Source organism: Actinomadura sp. NPDC023710, assembly GCF_040639875.1.
Classification (GTDB): Bacteria; Actinomycetota; Actinomycetes; order Streptosporangiales; family Streptosporangiaceae; genus Spirillospora; species Spirillospora citrea.
On record NZ_JBFAGB010000020.1, the window covers coordinates 52,084 to 70,652 of the forward strand.

The window sequence follows — 18,569 nt, forward strand, 5'->3', positions numbered from 1 at the left end:
GGATCGGACATCATGAAATTCTCTCTCGCGGGCGTCTCGGCGACCCTCTCGATCATCATGGCGGCCGGGATGGCCGGAACGTTCTTCGGCTTCTCCACCGGCGTGATGCCCGGGTTGAACGCGGCGCGGCCCGCCTCGGCGATCGACGCCATGCAGGGCATCAACCAGAGGATCCAGAACCCGGTCTTCGTGGGGATGTTCCTCCTGGTTCCGGTGCTGGCGGCGGCGGCGGGGATCCTGCTGCTCACCCTGGACCAGAAGTCGGCGGCCCTGCTCTTCTTCGCCGCGGCCGGCCTGTACTTCGTTGGCGCGCTCCTCCCCAGCTTCGCGGTGAACATCCCGATGAACAACGACCTGGACGGCGTCACGATCCCGAAGGACGTCTCCGAGGCGGCGAGGATCTGGTCGGACTACTCCGGCCGCTGGACGGCGTGGAACACCGTCCGCGCGGTGTTCAGCTGGGCGAGCCTCCTCGCCATGAGCCTGGCCGTCTACGTCTGGGGCAAGAACAACTGACCTGGCGGATCTACGAGGCCCGTGCCCCTTTCCGGAGCACGGGCCTCGTTCCCTCTACCTAACGGCCGTTCTTCGCGCACCACTCCGCCCATGTGAGGGCGCCGTTGTCGAGCTGCTTGCGGTAGAACGACGTCCAGGAGGTCTCCGACCGCGCAGGCGCCTCGGGGGCCTTCCGGTAGAGCGGGTGGTCCCGCTGGACCTCGGCCTTCAGCCAGGGCTCCAGCTCGTCCCAGGAATCGAGGGTCCAGCTCCGGGCGTGGAACGTCAGCCGGGCGCGCACGTCCCTGTCCGCGATGCACATCGACGGGATGAACGGGCTGGACCGCGTCCAGCTGCTGGTCACCTCCATCGCGCCCTCCGGGACGCCGTGCGCCCGGCGCGCGGCCTCCCGCTTCCCGAGGTAGAAGTCGAACATCTCCCACGCGGTGTAGATCCCACCGGGAAGCCCGAAATCGTCCCCGGTCAGCGCCTTCAGGTCCGTGCGAGGCGGAATGTCCGACACCTGGGCGAGCGTGCGCTGGACGTCCTTCAGCGGCCCGAGCCTGAACTCCGGCGTGATCGGGAACGGGCCGAAATCGACGTCGTCGTTGTTCACCGGGACCAGCGGATAGGTCCTGCCGTCCAGCGGGTTGCGCCATTCCCGCAGCACTCTCGCCGGGTCCTGCGGGTCGGTGTAGAAGACGATCTCGCGGCTGAGCTGGTACAGCCTGTTCGTGCCCGGTTCGCGGTACAGGCGCCGGACGTTGTAGCCCTCGAACCCGAACAGCCTCGTCCCGTGCCGCAGTGCCGGCGCCAGGGTGTCGCCCGGCGCGTCCACGTACACGAAGCCCGAGATCCGGTACAGCATGTCCCGGCCGTCCGGGCGCCCGAGCACCTGCAGTTGCAGCCGGGTGTCACGGTCCTTGACCTGCGCGTACAGCGGGCCGGGGGCGGACGGGCCGTAGGCCGGGCGGGCGGCGGCCGCGCCCGGCACCGACCACAGCAGGCACGCGGCGGCCGCGCCGGCGAGCGCGGCCGTCATTCGGCGTCGCATCGGGGCTCCCTGGGTGAAGGGTGATGGGGGGTCGCCGCCATGCAAGCAGCCCCTGCCCGCCGAGTCACGCTCATGGGAGCAGCACGCCCCAGCATGACCGAGGAGGGCCTGGCCGAGTTCTTCGAGGCATACATCCGCCTGCCACACGAGCACGCGCACCGCCGGGAGGACGCGCCGCCCGGCGCGCGTCCCGTCCACATCCGCCTGTTCACCCTTCCCGCCGGCGACGGCTGAGCGGCGGTGGGGCTTACGATCGCGGGATGGGCGGCGTCTACGCGATCAGCGACCTGCACGTGGGGTTCCCGGAGAACCGCGCGTTCGTCGAGGGCCTGCGGCCCGCGTCCGAGGACGACTGGCTGATCGTTGCGGGCGACGTCGGCGAGCGCTTCGCCGACGTCGAGTGGACGCTGCGCACCCTCGGCGAGCGCTTCGCCAGGGTGGTGTGGGTGCCAGGCAACCACGAACTGTGGACCGTCAAGGGCGACCCCGTGCAGTTGCGCGGCGAGGCCCGCTACCGCCGGCTCGTCGACATGTGCCGCGGCCTGGGCGTGCTGACCCCCGAGGACCCCTATCCCGTCTGGGACGGCCCGGACGGCGCCGTCACGGTGGCGCCGCTGTTCATCCTGTACGACTACACGTTCCGGCCGGACGGGACGTCCAGCAAGGAAGAGGCCCTCAAGGCCGCGCACGAGGCCGGCGTCGTCTGCACTGACGAGGTCTACCTGCATCCCGACCCGTATCCCGGCCGGGACGCCTGGTGCGACGCCAGGATCGCCTACACCGAGCGGCGCCTGTCCGACCTGGAGCCGGGGACGCGGACCGTGCTCGTCAACCACTGGCCGCTCGTCCGCGAGCCCACCCGCGTCCTCTGGTACCCCGAGTTCGCCCAGTGGTGCGGCACCGAGCGCACCGCCGACTGGCACAGCCGGTTCGGCGCGGTGTCCGTCGTCTACGGGCACCTGCACATTCCCCGGACGATCTGGACCGGCGGCGTCCCGCACATCGAGGTGTCGGTCGGGTACCCGCGCGAGTGGCGCCGGCGGGCCGACGCGCCGCGCGGCCCCCGCCGCGTCCTGCCCGCCCCCGAGGCGGACTGACCGGGTCCTAGCGGGCCGCGCCCGGCGCCACGCCGGTGGCGGCGAGCGCCAGCAGCCGGGCGGCGGCGTCCGGGTCCCGCTCGGCGACCGTCGCGATCGCGCCCGCCAGCCTCAGCACGTCGCCGAACGCCGCGTCGGCGGGCGCGTCCCCGGCGCGCTGCGCGCGGGCGAGCAGCGCCTCGCCCGCCTCGGACATCGCCGCGCGGGAGCCGGAGGGGTCGAGCCGGGGGTCGCGCAGCGACACCATCGCCGAGGCCGCCATGCCGGGGAACGCGGTGATCTCCGAGACGAACGTCCGCAGCCAGGCCAGCAGGGCCTCGTCGGGGGAGGGGGAGTCCAGCAGGTCGCGGGCGGCCGAGGCCAGCCCCGTGTAGACGTCGGCGAGCAGGGCCTCCAGGAGGTCCTGGCGGGTGGGGAAGTGGCGGTAGAGCGTGCCGATGCCGACACCCGCGAGCCGCGCGACGCCTTCGAGCGAGGCGCCCGCCCCCTGGCGCTGGAAGGTCTCCCGCGCCGCGGCGAGCAGCCGCGCGCGGTTGCGGCGCACGTCGGCCCGCACCGGGCGCGCCTTCGGCGTGTCGTCGCTGGTCACGTGGGTCGTCGATCCTTCCCGGGTGGAACGGGCCTGCGGCGATCGGGAGGATCCGCGGCTTTTGGAACGGTCCCTCGATCCTATCCGCGCCGTTGCCCCGGCCTGCGCCCGGACGCGCCGGACGCGCCCGGACACGGACCGGGCCCGCCGCGCACGGTGCACGGCGGGCCCTGTGCTCTTCCCGGCGTTCCTGTGGTGCTGCGGCCGGTCAGGCGTCGGCGGACGAGACCGGGAGGTTCACCCGGCCGCCGGCGGCCCTGAACTCCTCGGCCTTCTCCCGCATCCCCGCGGCGAGGGCCTCCCCGTCGGCGAGGCCGCGCTCGGCCGCGAACCGCCGCACGTCCTGCGTGATCTTCATGGAGCAGAAGTGCGGGCCGCACATCGAGCAGAAGTGCGCGGTCTTCGCCGGCGCCGCCGGCAGCGTCGCGTCATGGAAGGCGCGGGCGGTGCCGGGGTCCAGGGACAGGTTGAACTGGTCCTCCCAGCGGAAGTCGAACCGCGCCTCCGACAGCGCGTCGTCCCACGCCTGCGCGCCCGGATGGCCCTTGGCGAGATCGGCGGCGTGCGCGGCGATCTTGTAGGCGATCACGCCGGCCTTGACGTCCTCGCGGTCCGGCAGCCCGAGATGCTCCTTCGGCGTGACGTAGCAGAGCATCGCGGTGCCGTGCCAGCCGATCATCGCGGCGCCGATCGCCGAGGTGATGTGGTCGTAGCCGGGCGCGATGTCGGTGGTCAGCGGCCCGAGCGTGTAGAACGGCGCGCCGTCGCACCACTCCTGCTGCAGGTCCACGTTCTCCTTGATCTTGTGCATCGGGACGTGCCCGGGGCCCTCGTTCATCACCTGGTTGCCGAACCGCGCCGCGATCCGCGTCAGGTCGCCCTGGGTGCGCAGCTCGGCGAACTGGGCCTCGTCGTTGGCGTCCGCGACGGAGCCGGGACGCAGCCCGTCCCCGAGCGACCAGGTCACGTCGTAGGCGGCGAAGATCTCGCAGAGCTCCTCGAAGCGGGTGTAGAGGAAGTTCTCCTCGTGGTGCGCCAGGCACCAGGCCGCCATGATCGATCCGCCCCGCGACACGATCCCCGTCTTGCGCCGTGCCGTCAGCGGCACGTAGGACAGCAGCACCCCGGCGTGGACGGTCATGTAGTCCACGCCCTGCTCCGCCTGCTCGATGACGGTGTCGCGGAAGACCTCGTAGGTGAGTTCCGCCGGGTCGCCGCCGACCTTCTCCACCGCCTGGTACAGCGGGACGGTCCCGACCGGCACGGGCGAGTTGCGCAGGATCCACTCGCGCGTGGTGTGGATGTCGCGGCCGGTCGACAGGTCCATGATCGTGTCGGCGCCCCAGCGGGTCGCCCACGTCATCTTCTCGACCTCGTCCTCGATCGAGGACGCGACGGCCGAGTTGCCGATGTTGGCGTTGACCTTGACCAGGAAGTCGCGCCCGATGACCATCGGCTCGATCTCGGGATGGTTGACGTTGGCGGGCAGCACCGCGCGGCCGGCGGCCAGCGCGTCCCGGACGAACTCCGGGGCCACGCCCTCGCGCAGCGCGGCGAACTCCATCTCCGGCGTGATCTCCCCGCGCCGCGCGTAGGCGCGCTGGGTCACCGCGCCGCCGGTGGCGCGCCGCGGCCGCCGCGGCAGGACGCCCTCGCCGTCGGCCTGGGGGAGGCGGTCTCCCCCGCCCGCGGGGACGGCAGGGGCCGGGGACCGGCGCCCGTCGTCCTCGGGGCGCGCCGCCCGGCCCTGGTAGGGGGCGGTGTCGCCGCGCTCGGCGATCCAGGACTCCCGCAGCGGCGGCAGCCCCCTGCGCACGTCGGTCTCCTGCTCGGGATCGGTGGACGGCCCGGACGTGTCGTACAGGACGACGACGTCGCCGTTGGTCAGCGGCACCTCCCGCATCGGGACCCGGATCTCCGGGCGCGAGCCCTGGAGGTAGGTCTTGCGGGCAGCTGGAACCACAGGTTCGGTCATGACGACTCGATCTCTCCCTACGCCGGCATTACCCGGTCAGGTTCATGCGGTCAGCGGCCGTCCCAGCCGCTATCTCAGCCCGGTACGCCGGGCCCCCGCGATCTGTCGCCCACGACGTTAACCCGCGCGGCCCCGCTTGCCGCAACCGCCGTCCATGGGCTAGAACGCGCCCGCGCGGATCGCGACGGGCAGGGCGAGGGCCAGGGTGCGGAGGGGGTCCGGGGCGGACGGCGACCGCTCCAACTCCATCCGGGCCTCAGCGCCGTCGCCGTCGCCGATGCGCAGCGTGGCTGAGTGCCGGCCGTCGATGCCGGTGACGACGTGGCCGTCGCCGGTCGCGCGGGTGCTGCCGAGGAGCATCCCGCCGGCGGTGTGGAAGGACGGCTCGCGCCGGCCGCGCAGGAATCCGAGGGGGCGGCCGTCCGCGTCGAGGACGCGCACGCGGTCGCGGCCCGGCAGCCGGGACGGGCCCCGGAACACCAGCAGCGCGGCGGCGTGGGGGTCGCACAGCACGATGGTCCGCCCGCCGCGCCGGCCGCTGGCCACGGCGAGGACCGCGCCGCCGCGCCGGTCGCGGTACCGGCCCCTGCCGTCCACGACCAGGTGGCGGGCCTGGGCCAGGGCGCCGTCCGCGGGCGGCGGCACCTCCTCGCCCTCATCGTCGACGACGCGCCAGGCGGCGCCGAGGATGCCCGTGGTCGCGGTCCGGACGGCCGGGAGCCATCCGGACGGGAGCGACCCGCCGGCGAGCAGCGCCACCGCGTTCCCGTCGACCTCGGCGACGGCCGCGGCGACCGGCGCCTGCTCCGGGTCGAGCCAGAGCGTCCATACCGGGTCGCCGACGGGCCACCTGATCCCTACCGCGTCCACGGCTCCGGCCGGGACGGCCGCCACCCGCCTGCCGCGGCGGAGGACCACCCCCTCCTCGCCGATGCTCACGATGAGGCGGGTCCGGTGGAGCCGGGCCGCCCAGAGGACGGCGGCGAGGGCGGCGAGCAGGCAGCCGCCGCCGCAGGGCGGCAGGATCTGGCGGGCCTTGTCCGGATCGAGGATTCCGGTGCCGGGGCGGGTCGCCAGGACGAGGGCCGCGCCGGCCGCGAGCGCGGCGAGAAGGGCGCGGAACGGCCATCGGTAGGCTCGCGCGCCGAGCGTCATCCGGAGTCCGGGCGAGGGGACGGCAGGCGGGGGGACGGACAACTGTCGGCCCTTCGTGACGGGGTCTGCAGAACTATAGGGCGGGCCTCCGGCCCCGCAGGCGCCGCCGGGAAAGATCATTCGCGTGGGCGCGGGCCGCGGTGCGCGGATCACGCGAGTGGGGGAGAATGAGCGCGTGGTGACGGTGCCCCGGGGCGATGTGACGGTGAGGGACGCCCTGGCGGCGTCGGCGCTCGCGGGGGCGGCGGCGGCCGCCGCCGTGCTGTGGCCGGGCGTCCGGGCACTGGACGCGCCGGGCGTGCTGCTGCTGGTGGCGGCGCACGTCCCGCTCGCAGTGATCCGGCGGTGGCCGGCCCCGGGCCTGCTGGCGCTGGTGGCCCTGGTGCTGCCCTACCACCTGGCGCAGTACCAGCACCACGCGCTGGTGCCCGCCGAGGTGATCGCGCTGTTCGCCTACGCGGTGCTCGGGCGCCGGGTGCGGATCGTCCTCGGCGTCGTCGCGTCCCTGCTCGGCGTCTGCGTGGTCGGCATGGCGATGCGGGCGGGGGGCGGCTCCCTGCGCGAGCAGATCGCGGTCATCGAGGCCGTGGTGTCGGTCGTCATCGCCGTCCAGGTGTGGCGGGTGCACCGGGCGCGGCTCGCGACGATCACCGAGCGGGCCGAGCGGGCCGAGCGCACGCGGGAGGAGGAGGCGCGGCGGCGGGTCGCCGAGGAGCGCCTGCGGATCGCCCGCGACCTGCACGACCTCCTCGCCCACAGCATCACCCTGATCGGCGTGCAGGCCGGCGCCGCGGCCCACCTCGCGCGCGGGGACCGGCCGCTCGACCGGGAGGAGCTGGCCGACGCGCTCGCCTCCATCGCCTCGACGTGCCGGGACGCGCGGACCGAGCTGCGCGGCACGCTCCAGGTCCTGCGCGGTACCGACGTCGGCACCCCCGGGACGCTGCCGGGGCCCCGCGCCGTCGCCGGCCTCGTGGACGCGGCGCGCAGCAGCGGGATCGACATCGACCTGCGGGACGGGGACGTCGGGACGCTGCCCCCGGAGACGGGGGTCGCCGCGTACCGGATCGTCCAGGAGGCCCTGACCAACGTGGTCAAGCACGCCGATGCGAAGCGCGCGACGGTGAGCCTGGCACGCGACGGCGGGGGGCTCGTCGTCCGGGTCGCCGACGACGGCGGGGGGCCGTCCGGCGGACCGCCCGAGGGGTTCGGGATCCTCGGAATGATCGAGCGGGCGCGCAGCGTGGGCGGGACGTTGGACGCGGGTCCGGGCGAGTCCGGCGGGTTCGTCGTCACCGCCTTCCTCCCGCTCGTGGACGCCGTCGCCCCGCGCCAGGCGTGACGTGCGCCCGGCGGAATCCGGTGGCACCCGTTAGCCGGGAACCTCCCGACTCCGACGCGGACACCGCCGGGGGGCTTTCCACCCCTTACGGATAGGGTCAGGATCAAGGGGACCAGGGGAGGCAACGTCGGTGAGCACTTTGCAGGAGGCCCCGCAGGACCGGATCTTGACGGTGCCGAACGTCCTGAGCCTCACCCGGCTCCTGGGCGTCCCGCTGTTCCTGTGGCTCGTCCTGATCGAGGCGGACTGGTGGGCGCTCGGCCTGCTGGTGTTCGCGGGCCTGTCGGACTGGCTGGACGGGAAGCTGGCGCGGGCGTTCAACCAGACGAGCAAGCTCGGCATGGTCCTCGACCCGGCCGCCGACCGCCTCTACATCCTGGCCACGCTCGTCGGGCTCACCATCCGCGACATCATCCCGCTGTGGCTGGTGCTCGCGCTCGTCGCCCGCGAGGTGGCGATCCTGCCGATCGCGCCGATCGTGCGGCGGCTCGGATACGGCGGCACGCTGCCCGTGCACTTCATCGGCAAGGCGGCGACGATGTGCCTGCTGTACTCCTTCCCGCTGCTGCTGCTCGGCGACCACGACGGCGGCGCGGGCACCGCGGCGCGGGTCGTCGGATGGGCCTTCGCCGGCTGGGGGACCGCCCTGTACTGGTGGGCGGCCGTCCTCTACTGGGTGCAGACGCGGCAACTGCTGCTGGCCGGCCGCGCCTCACCGCCCCCGGCCTCCGGGCCGGGCCCCGCGTCCAGGACGGGCGATCCGGGCGCGGAACCGCCGGCCGGCGACCAGAAGGGAGCTGAGACCCCCCGATGAAGGCCGTCGTGATGGCGGGAGGCGAGGGGACGCGGCTGCGTCCGATGACCGCCAACCAGCCGAAGCCGCTGCTGCCGCTCGTCAACCGGCCGATCATGGAGCACGTGCTGCGGCTGCTGAAGAAGCACGGGTTCGGCGAGACCGTCGTCACCGTCCAGTTCCTGGCCGCGCTGATCCGCAACTACTTCGGCGACGGCGAGGAGCTCGGCATGTCGCTGAGCTACGCGACCGAGGAGGTCCCGCTCGGCACCGCCGGCAGCGTCAAGAACGCCGAGGAGGCGCTGCGCGACGACCGCTTCCTGGTGATCTCGGGGGACGCGCTCACCGACATCGACCTGACCGACATGGTGCGGTTCCACGAGGAGAACGACGCCCTCGTCACCATCGGGCTCAAGCGCGTCCCGAACCCCCTGGAGTTCGGGATCATCATCGTGGACGACGCGGGCCGCGTGCAGCGGTTCCTGGAGAAGCCCACCTGGGGCCAGGTCTTCTCCGACACCGTCAACACCGGCATCTACGTGATGGAGCCGGAGGTGCTGGAGCACGTCGCGGAGGGCGAGCCGGTCGACTGGTCGGGGGACGTCTTCCCGAAGCTGCTCGCCGAGGGCGCCCGCCTGTTCGGGTACGTGGCCGACTGCTACTGGGAGGACGTCGGCACGCACGAGAGCTACCTCAAGGCCCAGGCGGACATGCTGTCCGGGCTGGTCGGCATCGACCTGGACGGCTTCGAGATGTCGCCGGGCGTGTGGGTCGCCGAGGGCGCGGAGGTGGACGCCGAGGCCGTCCTCAAGGGGCCGCTCTACATCGGCGACTACGCGAAGGTCGAGGCGGGCGTCGAGCTGCGCGAGTTCACCGTGCTCGGCAGCAACGTCGTCGTCAAGGAGGGCGCGTTCCTGCACCGCGCCATCGTCCACGACAACGTGTTCGTCGCGCCGTCCACGAACCTGCGGGGCTGCGTCGTCGGCAAGAACACCGACATCATGGCCGGGGCCCGCGTGGAGGAGGGCGCCGTCATCGGGGACGAGTGCGTCATCGAGGCCGAGGCGTACGTGTCCAGCGGCGTGAAGGTGTACCCGTTCAAGACCATCGAGGCCGGCGCCGTCGTCAACACCAGCGTGATCTGGGAGTCGCGTGGGCAGCGCAACCTGTTCGGGCCGCGGGGGGTGTCCGGCCTCGTCAACGTGGAGATCACCCCCGAGCTGGCGGTACGGCTCGCCTCCGCCTACGCGACGACGCTGAAGAAGGGCACGACCGTCGTCACGGGACGGGACGTCTCGCGCGCGGCCCGCACCCTGAAACGCGCCGTGAACAGCGCTCTCACCGCGAGCGCCATCAACGTCCAGGACCTGGAGGCGACGCCGCTGACCGTCGCCCGGTTCGAGACCGGCCGCGAGGACAGCGTCGGCGGGATCTACATCCGCACCACCCTCGGCGACCCGCAGGGCGTCGACATCCTGTTCCTGGACCCGGACGGCGCCGACCTGTCCCAGGGCGCGCAGCGCAAGCTGGAGCGCGTCTTCGGCCGGCAGGAGTACCGCCGCGCCTTCCCCGGCGAGATCGCCGAGCTGACCTACCCGCCGCGCGTCGTGGAGACCTACACCCGCGACCTGCTGCGCCGCGTCGACATCCGCGGCGTCCGCGAGGCGGGGCTGAAGATCGTCCTGGACTGCGCGGGCGGGGTGGCCTCGCTCGTGCTGCCGAACCTGCTCGGGAAGGTCGGCGTGGAGGTCCTCACCCGCAACGTGGGCCTGGACGAGGCCAACCCGACCGAGACGCTCGCCGAGCGGATGCGCGACCTGGAGCGGCTCGGCGAGCTGGTGTCCTCGTCGCGGGCCGCGTTCGGCGTCCGGTTCGACCCGGTGGGGGAGCGGATCTCCCTGGTGGACGAGAACGGCGAGCTGGTGGGCGACGACCGGGCCCTGCTGGTGATGCTGGACCTGGTCGCGGCCGAGCGGCGCGGCGGCAAGGTGGCGCTGCCGGTGACGACGACGCGGGTCGCCGAGCAGGTGTGCCGGTTCCACGGCGTGCAGGTCGAGTGGACCTCCACGTCCCAGGACGTGCTGACCAAGGCGGCCGCGCAGCCGAGCGTGGTCTTCGCGGGCGACGGGCGCGGGGGGTTCCTGATGCCCGAGTTCAGCGGCACCGTGGACGGGATCGCGGCGTTCGTCCGGCTGGTCGGCCTGGTCGCGCGGACGCGGCTGACGCTGTCGCAGATCGACCGCCGCATCCCCGACGCGCACCTGCTGCGCCGCTCCGTCCCGACGCCGTGGGCCGCCAAGGGCGGCGTGATGCGCCACGTCGTGGAGGCGGCGGGCACCCGGACGCTCGACACCACCGACGGCGTGCGCGTGGTGGAGGGCGACGGCCGCTGGGTCCTCGTGCTGCCCGACCCCGCGGAGGCGGTGACGCACCTGTGGGCCGAGGGGCCGGACGCCGACGCCGCGCAGGCGCTCCTGGCGGAGTGGGCCGCGGTCGTGGAGCGCGCGGGCTCCTGAACGGCCCTCAGCAGCGGTCGCGGGGCCTGAGGCCCGCCCCGTCGGGTTCCCGGTCGGCGTACCGGGCGCCGAGGAACGCGATGAGGTGCTCCACGTCGGCGATGTTCGAGACGAGGCCGAGAGACGCCCTGACCGCGCCGCCGGTCGGCAGCCCGAGCACGCCCAGGTAGTCGTCGAGCGTCCGCATCCGCAGGTTCGCGGTCCGGCGCAGGGCGTGCTCGGAGATCCCGAACGCGCCCTCGCCCGCGCCGGGGTTGCAGAAGCAGCCGGTCCGGATCGAGATGCCGGCGGCGGCGGTGTCGCGGGCCACGATCCGCTCGTCCACGACCGCGCCGCGGCGGTCGAGCACGTTGAACGCGACGGTGCCGCCCCGGCCGTCGACGCCCTCCGGTCCGTACACCCGGACGAGGGGGGAGCCGTCGGCGTGGCGCAGGCCCGCGAGGCGGCGCAGGAGCAGCGAGGTCAGGCACCCGACGCGGCGGTGGACGAGGTCCAGGCCGATGTCCTCGATCCAGTGGATGCCGAACTCCACGTCCGGGACGGACAGGAAGTTCAGGGTGCCGTCCTCGAACGCGGTCTCGTCGGGCGCGAGCACGTGCCAGCCGCCGAGCGCGCTGACCGCCTGGATGGTCCCGCCGGCGAACCAGGGGCGGCGCAGCCGGGCCAGCGCCTCCCGGCGGGCGACCAGGCTGCCCACGCCGGTCGGGTAGCCGAACACCTTGTACCAGCTCACCGGGACGAAGTCGGGCCGGACCCGGCTCAGGTCGAGGCGGCAGGCGGGCGCGAGTGCGGCCGCGTCCAGCAGCACGTCGTAGCCGTGCGCGTGGGCGAGGTCGATCCAGCTCAGCGGATGCCGGACCCCGCTGAAGTTGCTCTGCGCGGGGAAGGCCAGCAGGCCGCCGCCGTCGCCCAGCGCCGCGGCGAGTTCGGCCTCGCGGACCCGCAGGTCGGGACCGCCGACGGGCACGTGGGCGACCTCGGCGCCGCGCGCCCTCGCGAACTCCCTGATCCCGTTCACCGAGTTGTGGTTGTCGCCGGTGAGGACGAGCCGGCCGCCGGGCCCGAACGGGTAGGCCTCCCCGACGAGGCGGCACGCGCCGGTGGCGTTCTGCGTGAACACCACGGCGTACTCCTCGGGGGAGGCGTTGAAGAACGCCAGGACCGCCCGCCGGGCCCGCTCGACGAGTGCCGTGGAGGCGCTGGAGGTGGGGTTCTCCGAGTGCGGGTTGCCGTAGCAGTGCCCGGAGAGGCGCTCGGCGTGGGCGCGGATCTGCGCGGCGGCGGCGACGCCCGAGCCGGTGTAGTCCAGGTACGTCTGCGCGTCAAGGTAGGCGTACTCGGCGGCCCGCAGCTCGTCCAGCCGCCGCGTCTCCGCATAGCCGGGCATGAGGTCGACATCAAAACCGGGCGAAGCACTCACCATGCACCCCCGTGCGCAAAAGCCGCATCCCTCACTAAACGGTCCAGAATCGGCTGGGACGATGCAAGAGCGCCGTGGTGGCCTTAAATGGCCTACAGGGAAGGGGTTTCATGTCCTCCGGGTGAGGACCAGGCAGGCTCCCGCGAGGAACAGCGCCGTGAACCCGCCCAGCAGCGCCCAGTCCACGGCCGGCGACCGCGAGAACGTGTCACCGTAGGAGTCGAGCAGGGGCGGGCCCAGCGGCGAGCGCCCGGTCGCCCAGAGCCGCTCCACCCCGAGGCTGTGCCCGAGCCCCTCGAACGCCCACCGGTTGGACATGCCGTAGCTGAGCCACCGTCCGGGCGGCGCCATCACCGGGACGGGCAGGATCGCGCCCACGAACAGCACCTGCGGAAAGCAGAGCATCGGCAGCGCCATCGTGGCCTGGGCCGGGTCGGTGACCGCCGCCGACACCAGAAGGCCCAGCGCCAGCGCCGCCAGCGAGCACAGCAGCAGCGTGACGAACAGCTCCCCGTACGTGCTCCACCCCATCGCGGGCAGCCGGTCCAGCGCCCGCAGGACACCGAGCATCAGCGCGTCCACCACGGCCAGCAGCGGCAGCAGGACGGCCGCCTTCGCCAGGACGTACGGTGCGACCCGCAGCCCGGTGAGCCGTTCCCTCCGCAGCACGGGCAGCTCGTTGCAGATCTGCAGCAGCCCGTAGGTCAGGCCGAAGAAGAACCCGCCGAACGCGATCCAGAAAAGGATCATCACCGTCGCGGCGGGGCTGGGGGACCCGGGCGAGAACGCCCCGGGCCGGAACAGGACCGCGAACATCGCCATCACCATGAGCGGCGACCCGAGCAGCACCGCGAGGGTGAGCCGGTTGCGGGTGAGCAGGTCCAGGCTGCGCCGGGTGAGCAGGGCCCACTGCCGGAACGCGCCGATCGCCGGGCCGGTCGCCGGCGCCGGGGGCGCGCCGAACCGGCCCGCCCACTCGTGCGCCTCCACCTCGGCCAGCCGCAGGTAGATGTCCTCGATCCGGTCCGCCTGGAATCGCTCGCGCGCCTCGCCGGGCTCGCCGTAGAAGGCCAGCCGCCCGTCCCCGGCGAGGACGGCCACCCGGTCGCACACCAGGACGTCCGGCGGATGGTGCGTGGTGATCACCACCGTCGTCCCCGAGTCCGCGAGCCCGCGCAGCAGCCGCATCAGGTCGGCCGCGGTCGCCGGGTCGAGGCCGGACGTGGGCTCGTCCAGGAAGAACACGCGCGGCCGCGTCAGCAGCTCGACCGCGATGCTGGCCCGCTTGCGCTCGCCACCGCTCAGCGACCCGACGCGCTGCCCCGCCCGGGCGGTCAGCGCGAGCGCCTCCAGGACGCCGTCCACGGCGCGCTCGGCGCGCTCGGGAGGCGTCCCCGCGGGCAGCCTCAGCCCCGCCGCGTAACGCAGCGTGCGCCGCAGCGGCATCTCCAGGTGCACGATGTCGTCCTGCGGCACGTAGCCCAGCGAGCCCGCGGCCGGGCCCCCCGCGGCGCCGTCGTACCTGACCTCGCCCTCGGCGGGCGGCCGGACGCCCGCGATGGCGTCCAGCAGGGTGGTCTTGCCCGCCCCGCTGCCGCCGATGATCGCCACCAGCTCCCCGGCGCCGATCGCCAGCGACACCTCCCGCAGCGTCCGTCGTCCCCCGGCCGTTCGCTGCCCCACCTCGCGGACCTCGATCATCTGTCCTCCCGCCGGGCGACCCCACCCCGACGATGGACGATCTTCCGGTGCGCGTCCAGCCGCCGGAACCGGTCAGTCGGGGGCGTCGTCGTCGGGATCCCCGGCGGCGATCCCGGCGAGGGTCCGCAGGGCGCGCGCGAGGACGTCCGGCGGCGGGGAGGCCAGCCCGAAGCGGACGGCGCGCGGGGCGGCGGCACCGCCCACGACGAAGGCGGCGGCCGGGGTGACGGCGATGCCGCGCCGGGCGGCCGCCGCCACGAACGTCTCGGCCCGCCACCGCTGGGGCAACTCCCACCAGCAGAAGTACGAGCAGGGATCGGACCGGACGGCCGCGCCCTCCAGGCACCGGGCCGCGATCCGCTGGCGGGCCGCGGCGTCGGCGCGCTTGGCGCGCACGACCTTGTCGGCCGTCCCGTCGGCGATCCAGCCCGCGGCCGCCTCCAGCGCGAACCCCTGCGGGCCCCAGGCGCCGGAGCGCAGCGCGGTGGCGACGCGCCCGGCGAGCGCCGCGGGCGGGACGACGAAGCCGAGGCTCAGACCGGGCGCCAGGCGCTTGGAGAGGCTGTCGACCAGCACGGTGCGATGCGGGGCGTGCGCCGCCAGCGGCTCCGGCCCGCCGCCCGGGAGGAACGCCCAGACGCGGTCCTCCACGGCATGGAGGCCGAGCCGCTCCAGCGCGCCGGCCAGCTCGGCGCGGCGCCCCTCCGGCATCGTGGTGCCGCAGGGGTTGTGCAGCGTCGGCTGGACGTAGACGCCGCCGAGCGGGGCGGCGCGGTGGGCGTCGGCGAGCGCGTCCGGACGCAGCCCGTGCTCGTCCATCGCGATCGGGACCGGCGTCACGCCGAGCCGGGCCGCGATCCCCTTGATCACCGGATAGGTGAGCGCCTCGACGCCGAGCCGGCCGCCCGCCGGCACCAGCGCCGCCACGGCGGCCGCGATGGCCTGCCGGCCGTTCCCCGCGAACAGCACCTCGGAGGGGGCGGGCCGCAGGCCGGGCGAGGCGAGCAGCGCCGCCGCGGCCTCGCGGGCGGCGGCGGTCCCCGCGACCCCGGCGGGCCCGAGCGCGGCGTCCAGGACGTCCGGGCGGCGAAGGCGCTCCAGCCCCTCGGCGAGCAGGGCGCTCTGCTCGGGCACCACGGGGTGGTTCAGCTCCAGGTCGACGCGCGCGGCGGAGGGCTCGGCGAGCGCGGGCCCCGGCGGGCGCTCGCCCGCGCGGACGAAGGTCCCGCGCCCGACCTCGCCCACCACCAGGCCGCGCCTCGCCAGTTCCCGGTACACGCGGTTGGCCGTGGAGCCCGCGATGCCGCGGCGCCGGGCGAAGGCGCGCTGCGGCGGCAGCCGCTCGCCCGGGCGCAGCCGGCCCGCCGCGATGTCGGCGGCCAGCTCGTCCGCGACCCGCCGGAAGTCGTCCATGTGAACCCCACATTGCACCGAGAACAATGTTCTTATTGCACCGAGGATAGCGCGACTTCTACTCTTGGAGAACTTCGAGTCGACTGGAGCGCAATGATCTCGTACGGGGCCGTCGCGGCCATCGCCCTCTTCGCCCTCGGCCTCGTCCTCACCCCGGGGCCCAACATGATCTACCTGGTGTCGCGGTCGGTGACGCAGGGCCGCCGCGCCGGGCTGATCTCGCTCTGCGGCGTCGCCGCGGGGTTCCTCGTCTACGTCGCGGCCGCCACCGCGGGCCTCACCACCGTCTTCACGCTCGTGCCGCCCCTCTACACGGCGATCAAGCTGGCCGGCGCCGGCTACCTGCTGTGGCTGGCGTGGCAGACGCTGCGGCCGGGCGGCACCACCGCCTTCGCGCCCGCGGACCTGCCCGCCGACCCGCCGCGGCGGCTGTTCGCCATGGGGCTGGTCACCAACCTGCTCAACCCCAAGATCGCCGTCCTGTACGTGTCGCTGCTGCCGCAGTTCGCCGACCCCGGGCGCGGGCACGTCGCCCTCCAGATCCTGCTGCTCGGCGCCGTCCAGGTCGTGATCGCCGTCACCGTCAACGCCCTCATCGTGCTCGGCGCCGGCTCCATCGCCGCCTTCCTCGCGCGCAGGCCCGGCTGGCGGCGCGCCCAGCGCTACCTGATGGGCTCGGTGCTGGCCGCCCTCGCCGTCCACATCGGCCTGCGCCCCGCGACCGCCTGAGGCGCCCGCGCCCGGACCCGGCACGCCCCGGGCCTCCGGGGGACGCGGCCCGCGCCGATGTACCGGTCCTTGCCATGATGGGCCGGTGATCGCACGCCAGGACGAGCCCGATAGGCGGGAGCAGGCCGGGCGGCCCGGGGACCGGGCGCGGCCGCCCGGCCGGCGCCCCGACGCCTCCATGTCGCTGCTCGCCGACCTGTTCGCCGGCAAGCACCTCGACCCGGGCTACGCCGAGGCCGCGGCGCGGCGGGCCGCCTCCGGCCGGGCCGCGCCGCGGCCGGGACGGCTCCGGGGCGCGGGCGTCCTGCTCGTCCTCGCCCTGACCGGGGCGCTGGCCGCCGTCGCCGGCGTCGAGGTGCACCGCAGCGAACCGGTGGCCGCCGAGCGGCACTCCGAGCTCGTCGGCCAGATCCGCGCCCGCACCGCCGAGACCGACGCCCTGCAGCGCCGGCTCGTCCGGCTGCGGGCCGACACCGAGCGCCGCCGGGCCGCCGCGCTGGCCCGCAGCGCCGAGGGCCGCCGCGTCCGGCGGGACGTGGCCGCGGCGGGCGCCGCGGCGGCCGCCACCCCCGTCGCCGGCGAGGGCCTCGTGGTCACGCTGGACGACGCCCCGCGCGGGGTCCCGGCCGCGCCGGGCCACGCCGCCGACGGCGGCCGGGTCTATGATCAGGACCTCCAGGTCCTGGTGAACGGGCTGTGGGCGGCGGGCGCGCGGGCCATCGGAGTCAACGGCCAGCGGCTCACCCCGACCACCGCGATCCGCGCCGCCGGTGAGGCGATCATGGTCGACTACCGGCCGCTCGGCGGACCCTACGAGGTCACGGCGCTCGGCGACGCCGGGCGGCTGCGGGCGGCCTTCGCCGGATCGCCCGCGGACCGGCGGCTCGCGGCGCTGCGCGACCGGTTCGGGATCAGATACGGCACGCGCCGCTCGGGCGAGGTGCGGCTGCCCGCCGCCGGCGCGGTCCGGCTGCGGTACGCCGTCCCCCGCGAGGGGGCCGGCGGATGAGCGGGGGAGGGGGGAACCGGCGATGATCGCGCTGATCGGGCTCGTGGTCGGCGTCACGCTGGGCTTCCTGATCCAGCCGGACGTCCCGCTCTGGCTCCAGCCCTACCTGCCGATCGCGATCGTGGCGGCGCTCGACGCCATGTTCGGCGGCGTCCGGGCCCGGCTGGAGGGGATCTTCGACGAGAAGGTCTTCACGGTCTCCTTCGTCAGCAACACCGTGATCGCCGCGCTGATCGTCTTCCTCGGGGACAAGCTCGGCGTCGGCTCGCAGCTGTCCACCGGCGTCGTGGTCGTCCTCGGCATCCGGATCTTCTCCAACGCGGCGGCCATCCGGCGGAAGCTGTTCGGCGCATGACCGGCGGCGAGGTCACCCGGCGCGACGCGCCCGCACCGGACGACGAGCGGGCCCCGGAGGGCGAGCAGGCTCCCGAGGACGAGCAGGCTCCCGGGGACGAGCAGGATCCCGGGGAGGAGCGGGATCCGCCGGAGCCCGGAGGGCTGCGCGCCCTCGCCGATCTGCTGCGCCCGCGCGTCAGCCCGGGACAGCTCGTCGGCGGGCTCCTGTGCCTCGTGCTGGGGTTCGCGGTCGCCGCCCAGGTGCGCTCGACCGAGCGCGACACCACGTTCGCCACCGCGCGGCAGGACGAGCTCGTCGGCATCCTGGCGGACCTGGGCCAGCGCTCCGAGCGGCTGAGAGGCGACCTGCGCGACCTGGAGGAGACGAAGGCCCGGCTGGAGCGCGACGCCGAGGGCGGGACGGCCCTGGAGGAGGCGCGCGAGCGGGCGACCACCTACGGCCTGCTGGCGGGCACGCTCCCGGCCGAGGGCCCCGGCATCGAGCTGCGCATCGACGACCCCGGCCGCGGCGTGAGGGCCCTCAACCTGCTGGACGCCCTGGAGGAGCTCCGCGACGCCGGGGCCGAGGTCATCCAGGTCGGCGACGTGCGCGCCGGCGTCGACACCCACTTTATGGACGACCGTGACGGCGTCCGCGCTGACGGCAGGCTCCTCACCGCCCCGTACCGGTTCCTGGCGATCGGCGACCCGCACACGATGACGACGGCGCTCAACATCCCGGGGGGCCTGGTCCGCACGCTGGAGGGCGCCGGGGCCCGCGTCCTGATCACCCGGCGCGCGAAGGTGGCCGTCGGCGCGGTACGGTCTCCCTAGAGGGAACGGGGGGACGGTGAACGGACGCCGGGCCGCAACGTCGTGATCGCGGCGGTCCGCGCGGCGGCATGGACCTGCGATCATCGACGAATGTAGTTTGGTGCAGCCGGT

The 18,569-nt window shown here is 74.5% G+C and carries 17 protein-coding genes and 1 riboswitch; of the genes, 10 read left to right on the forward strand and 7 right to left on the reverse strand.

What is annotated here, in order from left to right:
- The first annotated feature begins 12 nt into the window (after window positions 1-12).
- Entirely contained in the window at window positions 13-516 is a 504-nt protein-coding gene (locus tag AB0H37_RS23240; protein ID WP_329090960.1) for an anthrone oxygenase family protein, read from the forward strand.
- 58 nt (window positions 517-574) lie between these two features.
- Here AB0H37_RS23240 and AB0H37_RS23245 read toward each other — a convergent pair whose 3' ends face one another.
- On the reverse strand, window positions 575-1,549 hold the full coding sequence (locus tag AB0H37_RS23245) for a DUF1838 family protein (RefSeq protein WP_360615060.1): 975 nt from the start codon (window positions 1,547-1,549) through the stop codon (window positions 575-577).
- Window positions 1,550-1,642: 93 nt separating this feature from the next.
- Here AB0H37_RS23245 and AB0H37_RS23250 point away from each other — a divergent pair, with 93 nt between their 5' ends.
- Entirely contained in the window at window positions 1,643-1,783 is a 141-nt protein-coding gene (locus AB0H37_RS23250; RefSeq protein WP_360615062.1) for a hypothetical protein, read from the forward strand.
- Window positions 1,784-1,809: 26 nt separating this feature from the next.
- The gene (locus AB0H37_RS23255) at window positions 1,810-2,646 is read left to right on the forward strand and encodes a metallophosphoesterase (RefSeq protein ID WP_360615064.1); all 837 of its coding nucleotides are present in this window, start codon (window positions 1,810-1,812) and stop codon (window positions 2,644-2,646) included.
- Window positions 2,647-2,653: 7 nt separating this feature from the next.
- Here the strand turns inward: AB0H37_RS23255 and AB0H37_RS23260 are convergent, their stop codons facing one another.
- The 3 genes from AB0H37_RS23260 to AB0H37_RS23270 all read right to left on the reverse strand — a co-directional run bounded on the left by AB0H37_RS23260 (window position 2,654) and on the right by AB0H37_RS23270 (window position 6,365).
- Window positions 2,654-3,235, reverse strand: a complete 582-nt coding sequence (locus AB0H37_RS23260; protein WP_229810577.1) for a TetR/AcrR family transcriptional regulator — start codon at window positions 3,233-3,235, stop codon at window positions 2,654-2,656.
- A gap of 208 nt (window positions 3,236-3,443) precedes the next feature.
- A complete protein-coding gene (thiC, locus tag AB0H37_RS23265) occupies window positions 3,444-5,210 on the reverse strand; it encodes a phosphomethylpyrimidine synthase ThiC (protein ID WP_360615067.1) in 1,767 nt (588 codons plus the stop codon).
- A riboswitch (TPP riboswitch) is annotated at window positions 5,206-5,319 on the reverse strand. (Overlaps the previous gene by 5 nt.)
- A gap of 50 nt (window positions 5,320-5,369) precedes the next feature.
- On the reverse strand, window positions 5,370-6,365 hold the full coding sequence (locus AB0H37_RS23270) for a hypothetical protein (RefSeq protein WP_360615069.1): 996 nt from the start codon (window positions 6,363-6,365) through the stop codon (window positions 5,370-5,372).
- A 178-nt stretch (window positions 6,366-6,543) separates the two neighbouring features.
- Here AB0H37_RS23270 and AB0H37_RS23275 point away from each other — a divergent pair, with 178 nt between their 5' ends.
- From AB0H37_RS23275 to AB0H37_RS23285, 3 genes are all read left to right on the forward strand, one after another.
- The gene (locus AB0H37_RS23275; protein WP_360615071.1) at window positions 6,544-7,707 is read left to right on the forward strand and encodes a histidine kinase; all 1,164 of its coding nucleotides are present in this window, start codon (window positions 6,544-6,546) and stop codon (window positions 7,705-7,707) included.
- Between the two features lie 130 nt (window positions 7,708-7,837).
- A complete protein-coding gene (locus AB0H37_RS23280; protein ID WP_360615073.1) occupies window positions 7,838-8,521 on the forward strand; it encodes a CDP-alcohol phosphatidyltransferase family protein in 684 nt (227 codons plus the stop codon).
- Window positions 8,518-11,016: a mannose-1-phosphate guanyltransferase gene (locus AB0H37_RS23285; protein WP_179834827.1), complete on the forward strand. Its 2,499-nt coding sequence runs from the start codon at window positions 8,518-8,520 to the stop codon at window positions 11,014-11,016. The genes AB0H37_RS23280 and AB0H37_RS23285 overlap by 4 nt, the downstream gene beginning before the upstream one ends.
- Window positions 11,017-11,023: 7 nt before the next feature.
- Here the strand turns inward: AB0H37_RS23285 and AB0H37_RS23290 are convergent, their stop codons facing one another.
- The 3 genes from AB0H37_RS23290 to AB0H37_RS23300 all read right to left on the reverse strand — a co-directional run bounded on the left by AB0H37_RS23290 (window position 11,024) and on the right by AB0H37_RS23300 (window position 15,550).
- On the reverse strand, window positions 11,024-12,403 hold the full coding sequence (locus AB0H37_RS23290; RefSeq protein WP_329090943.1) for an aminotransferase class V-fold PLP-dependent enzyme: 1,380 nt from the start codon (window positions 12,401-12,403) through the stop codon (window positions 11,024-11,026).
- Window positions 12,404-12,544: 141 nt separating this feature from the next.
- Window positions 12,545-14,137: an ATP-binding cassette domain-containing protein gene (locus AB0H37_RS23295; protein ID WP_329090941.1), complete on the reverse strand. Its 1,593-nt coding sequence runs from the start codon at window positions 14,135-14,137 to the stop codon at window positions 12,545-12,547.
- 72 nt (window positions 14,138-14,209) lie between these two features.
- Window positions 14,210-15,550: a PLP-dependent aminotransferase family protein gene (locus AB0H37_RS23300; protein ID WP_360615076.1), complete on the reverse strand. Its 1,341-nt coding sequence runs from the start codon at window positions 15,548-15,550 to the stop codon at window positions 14,210-14,212.
- A 93-nt stretch (window positions 15,551-15,643) separates the two neighbouring features.
- Between AB0H37_RS23300 and AB0H37_RS23305 the strand changes: the two genes are divergently transcribed.
- The 4 genes from AB0H37_RS23305 to AB0H37_RS23320 all read left to right on the forward strand — a co-directional run bounded on the left by AB0H37_RS23305 (window position 15,644) and on the right by AB0H37_RS23320 (window position 18,458).
- Window positions 15,644-16,279: a LysE family translocator gene (locus AB0H37_RS23305; RefSeq protein WP_329090937.1), complete on the forward strand. Its 636-nt coding sequence runs from the start codon at window positions 15,644-15,646 to the stop codon at window positions 16,277-16,279.
- An 85-nt stretch (window positions 16,280-16,364) separates the two neighbouring features.
- Window positions 16,365-17,288 (forward strand): DUF881 domain-containing protein, encoded by a 924-nt coding sequence (locus AB0H37_RS23310; RefSeq protein ID WP_360615078.1) that lies wholly within the window; start codon window positions 16,365-16,367, stop codon window positions 17,286-17,288.
- 22 nt (window positions 17,289-17,310) lie between these two features.
- A complete protein-coding gene (locus AB0H37_RS23315; RefSeq protein ID WP_179834833.1) occupies window positions 17,311-17,643 on the forward strand; it encodes a small basic family protein in 333 nt (110 codons plus the stop codon).
- Window positions 17,640-18,458, forward strand: coding sequence for a DUF881 domain-containing protein (locus AB0H37_RS23320; RefSeq protein ID WP_360615080.1), 819 nt, complete (start codon window positions 17,640-17,642; stop codon window positions 18,456-18,458). Before AB0H37_RS23315 ends, AB0H37_RS23320 begins: the two co-directional genes overlap by 4 nt.
- Window positions 18,459-18,569 lie beyond the last annotated feature (111 nt).

Bases quoted from the DNA above. Each gene is read 5' to 3' on its own strand.
- AB0H37_RS23240 (WP_329090960.1), top strand. From the start codon at position 13: ATGAAATTCTCTCTCGCGGGCGTCTCGGCGACCCTCTCGATCATCATG.
- AB0H37_RS23245 (WP_360615060.1), bottom strand. From the start codon at position 1,549: ATGCGACGCCGAATGACGGCCGCGCTCGCCGGCGCGGCCGCCGCGTGC.
- AB0H37_RS23250 (WP_360615062.1), top strand. From the start codon at position 1,643: ATGACCGAGGAGGGCCTGGCCGAGTTCTTCGAGGCATACATCCGCCTG.
- AB0H37_RS23255 (WP_360615064.1), top strand. From the start codon at position 1,810: ATGGGCGGCGTCTACGCGATCAGCGACCTGCACGTGGGGTTCCCGGAG.
- thiC (WP_360615067.1), bottom strand. From the start codon at position 5,210: ATGACCGAACCTGTGGTTCCAGCTGCCCGCAAGACCTACCTCCAGGGC.
- AB0H37_RS23270 (WP_360615069.1), bottom strand. From the start codon at position 6,365: ATGACGCTCGGCGCGCGAGCCTACCGATGGCCGTTCCGCGCCCTTCTC.
- AB0H37_RS23285 (WP_179834827.1), top strand. From the start codon at position 8,518: ATGAAGGCCGTCGTGATGGCGGGAGGCGAGGGGACGCGGCTGCGTCCG.
- AB0H37_RS23290 (WP_329090943.1), bottom strand. From the start codon at position 12,403: ATGCCCGGCTATGCGGAGACGCGGCGGCTGGACGAGCTGCGGGCCGCC.
- AB0H37_RS23295 (WP_329090941.1), bottom strand. From the start codon at position 14,137: ATGATCGAGGTCCGCGAGGTGGGGCAGCGAACGGCCGGGGGACGACGG.
- AB0H37_RS23300 (WP_360615076.1), bottom strand. From the start codon at position 15,550: ATGGACGACTTCCGGCGGGTCGCGGACGAGCTGGCCGCCGACATCGCG.
- AB0H37_RS23305 (WP_329090937.1), top strand. From the start codon at position 15,644: ATGATCTCGTACGGGGCCGTCGCGGCCATCGCCCTCTTCGCCCTCGGC.
- AB0H37_RS23315 (WP_179834833.1), top strand. From the start codon at position 17,311: ATGATCGCGCTGATCGGGCTCGTGGTCGGCGTCACGCTGGGCTTCCTG.
- AB0H37_RS23320 (WP_360615080.1), top strand. From the start codon at position 17,640: ATGACCGGCGGCGAGGTCACCCGGCGCGACGCGCCCGCACCGGACGAC.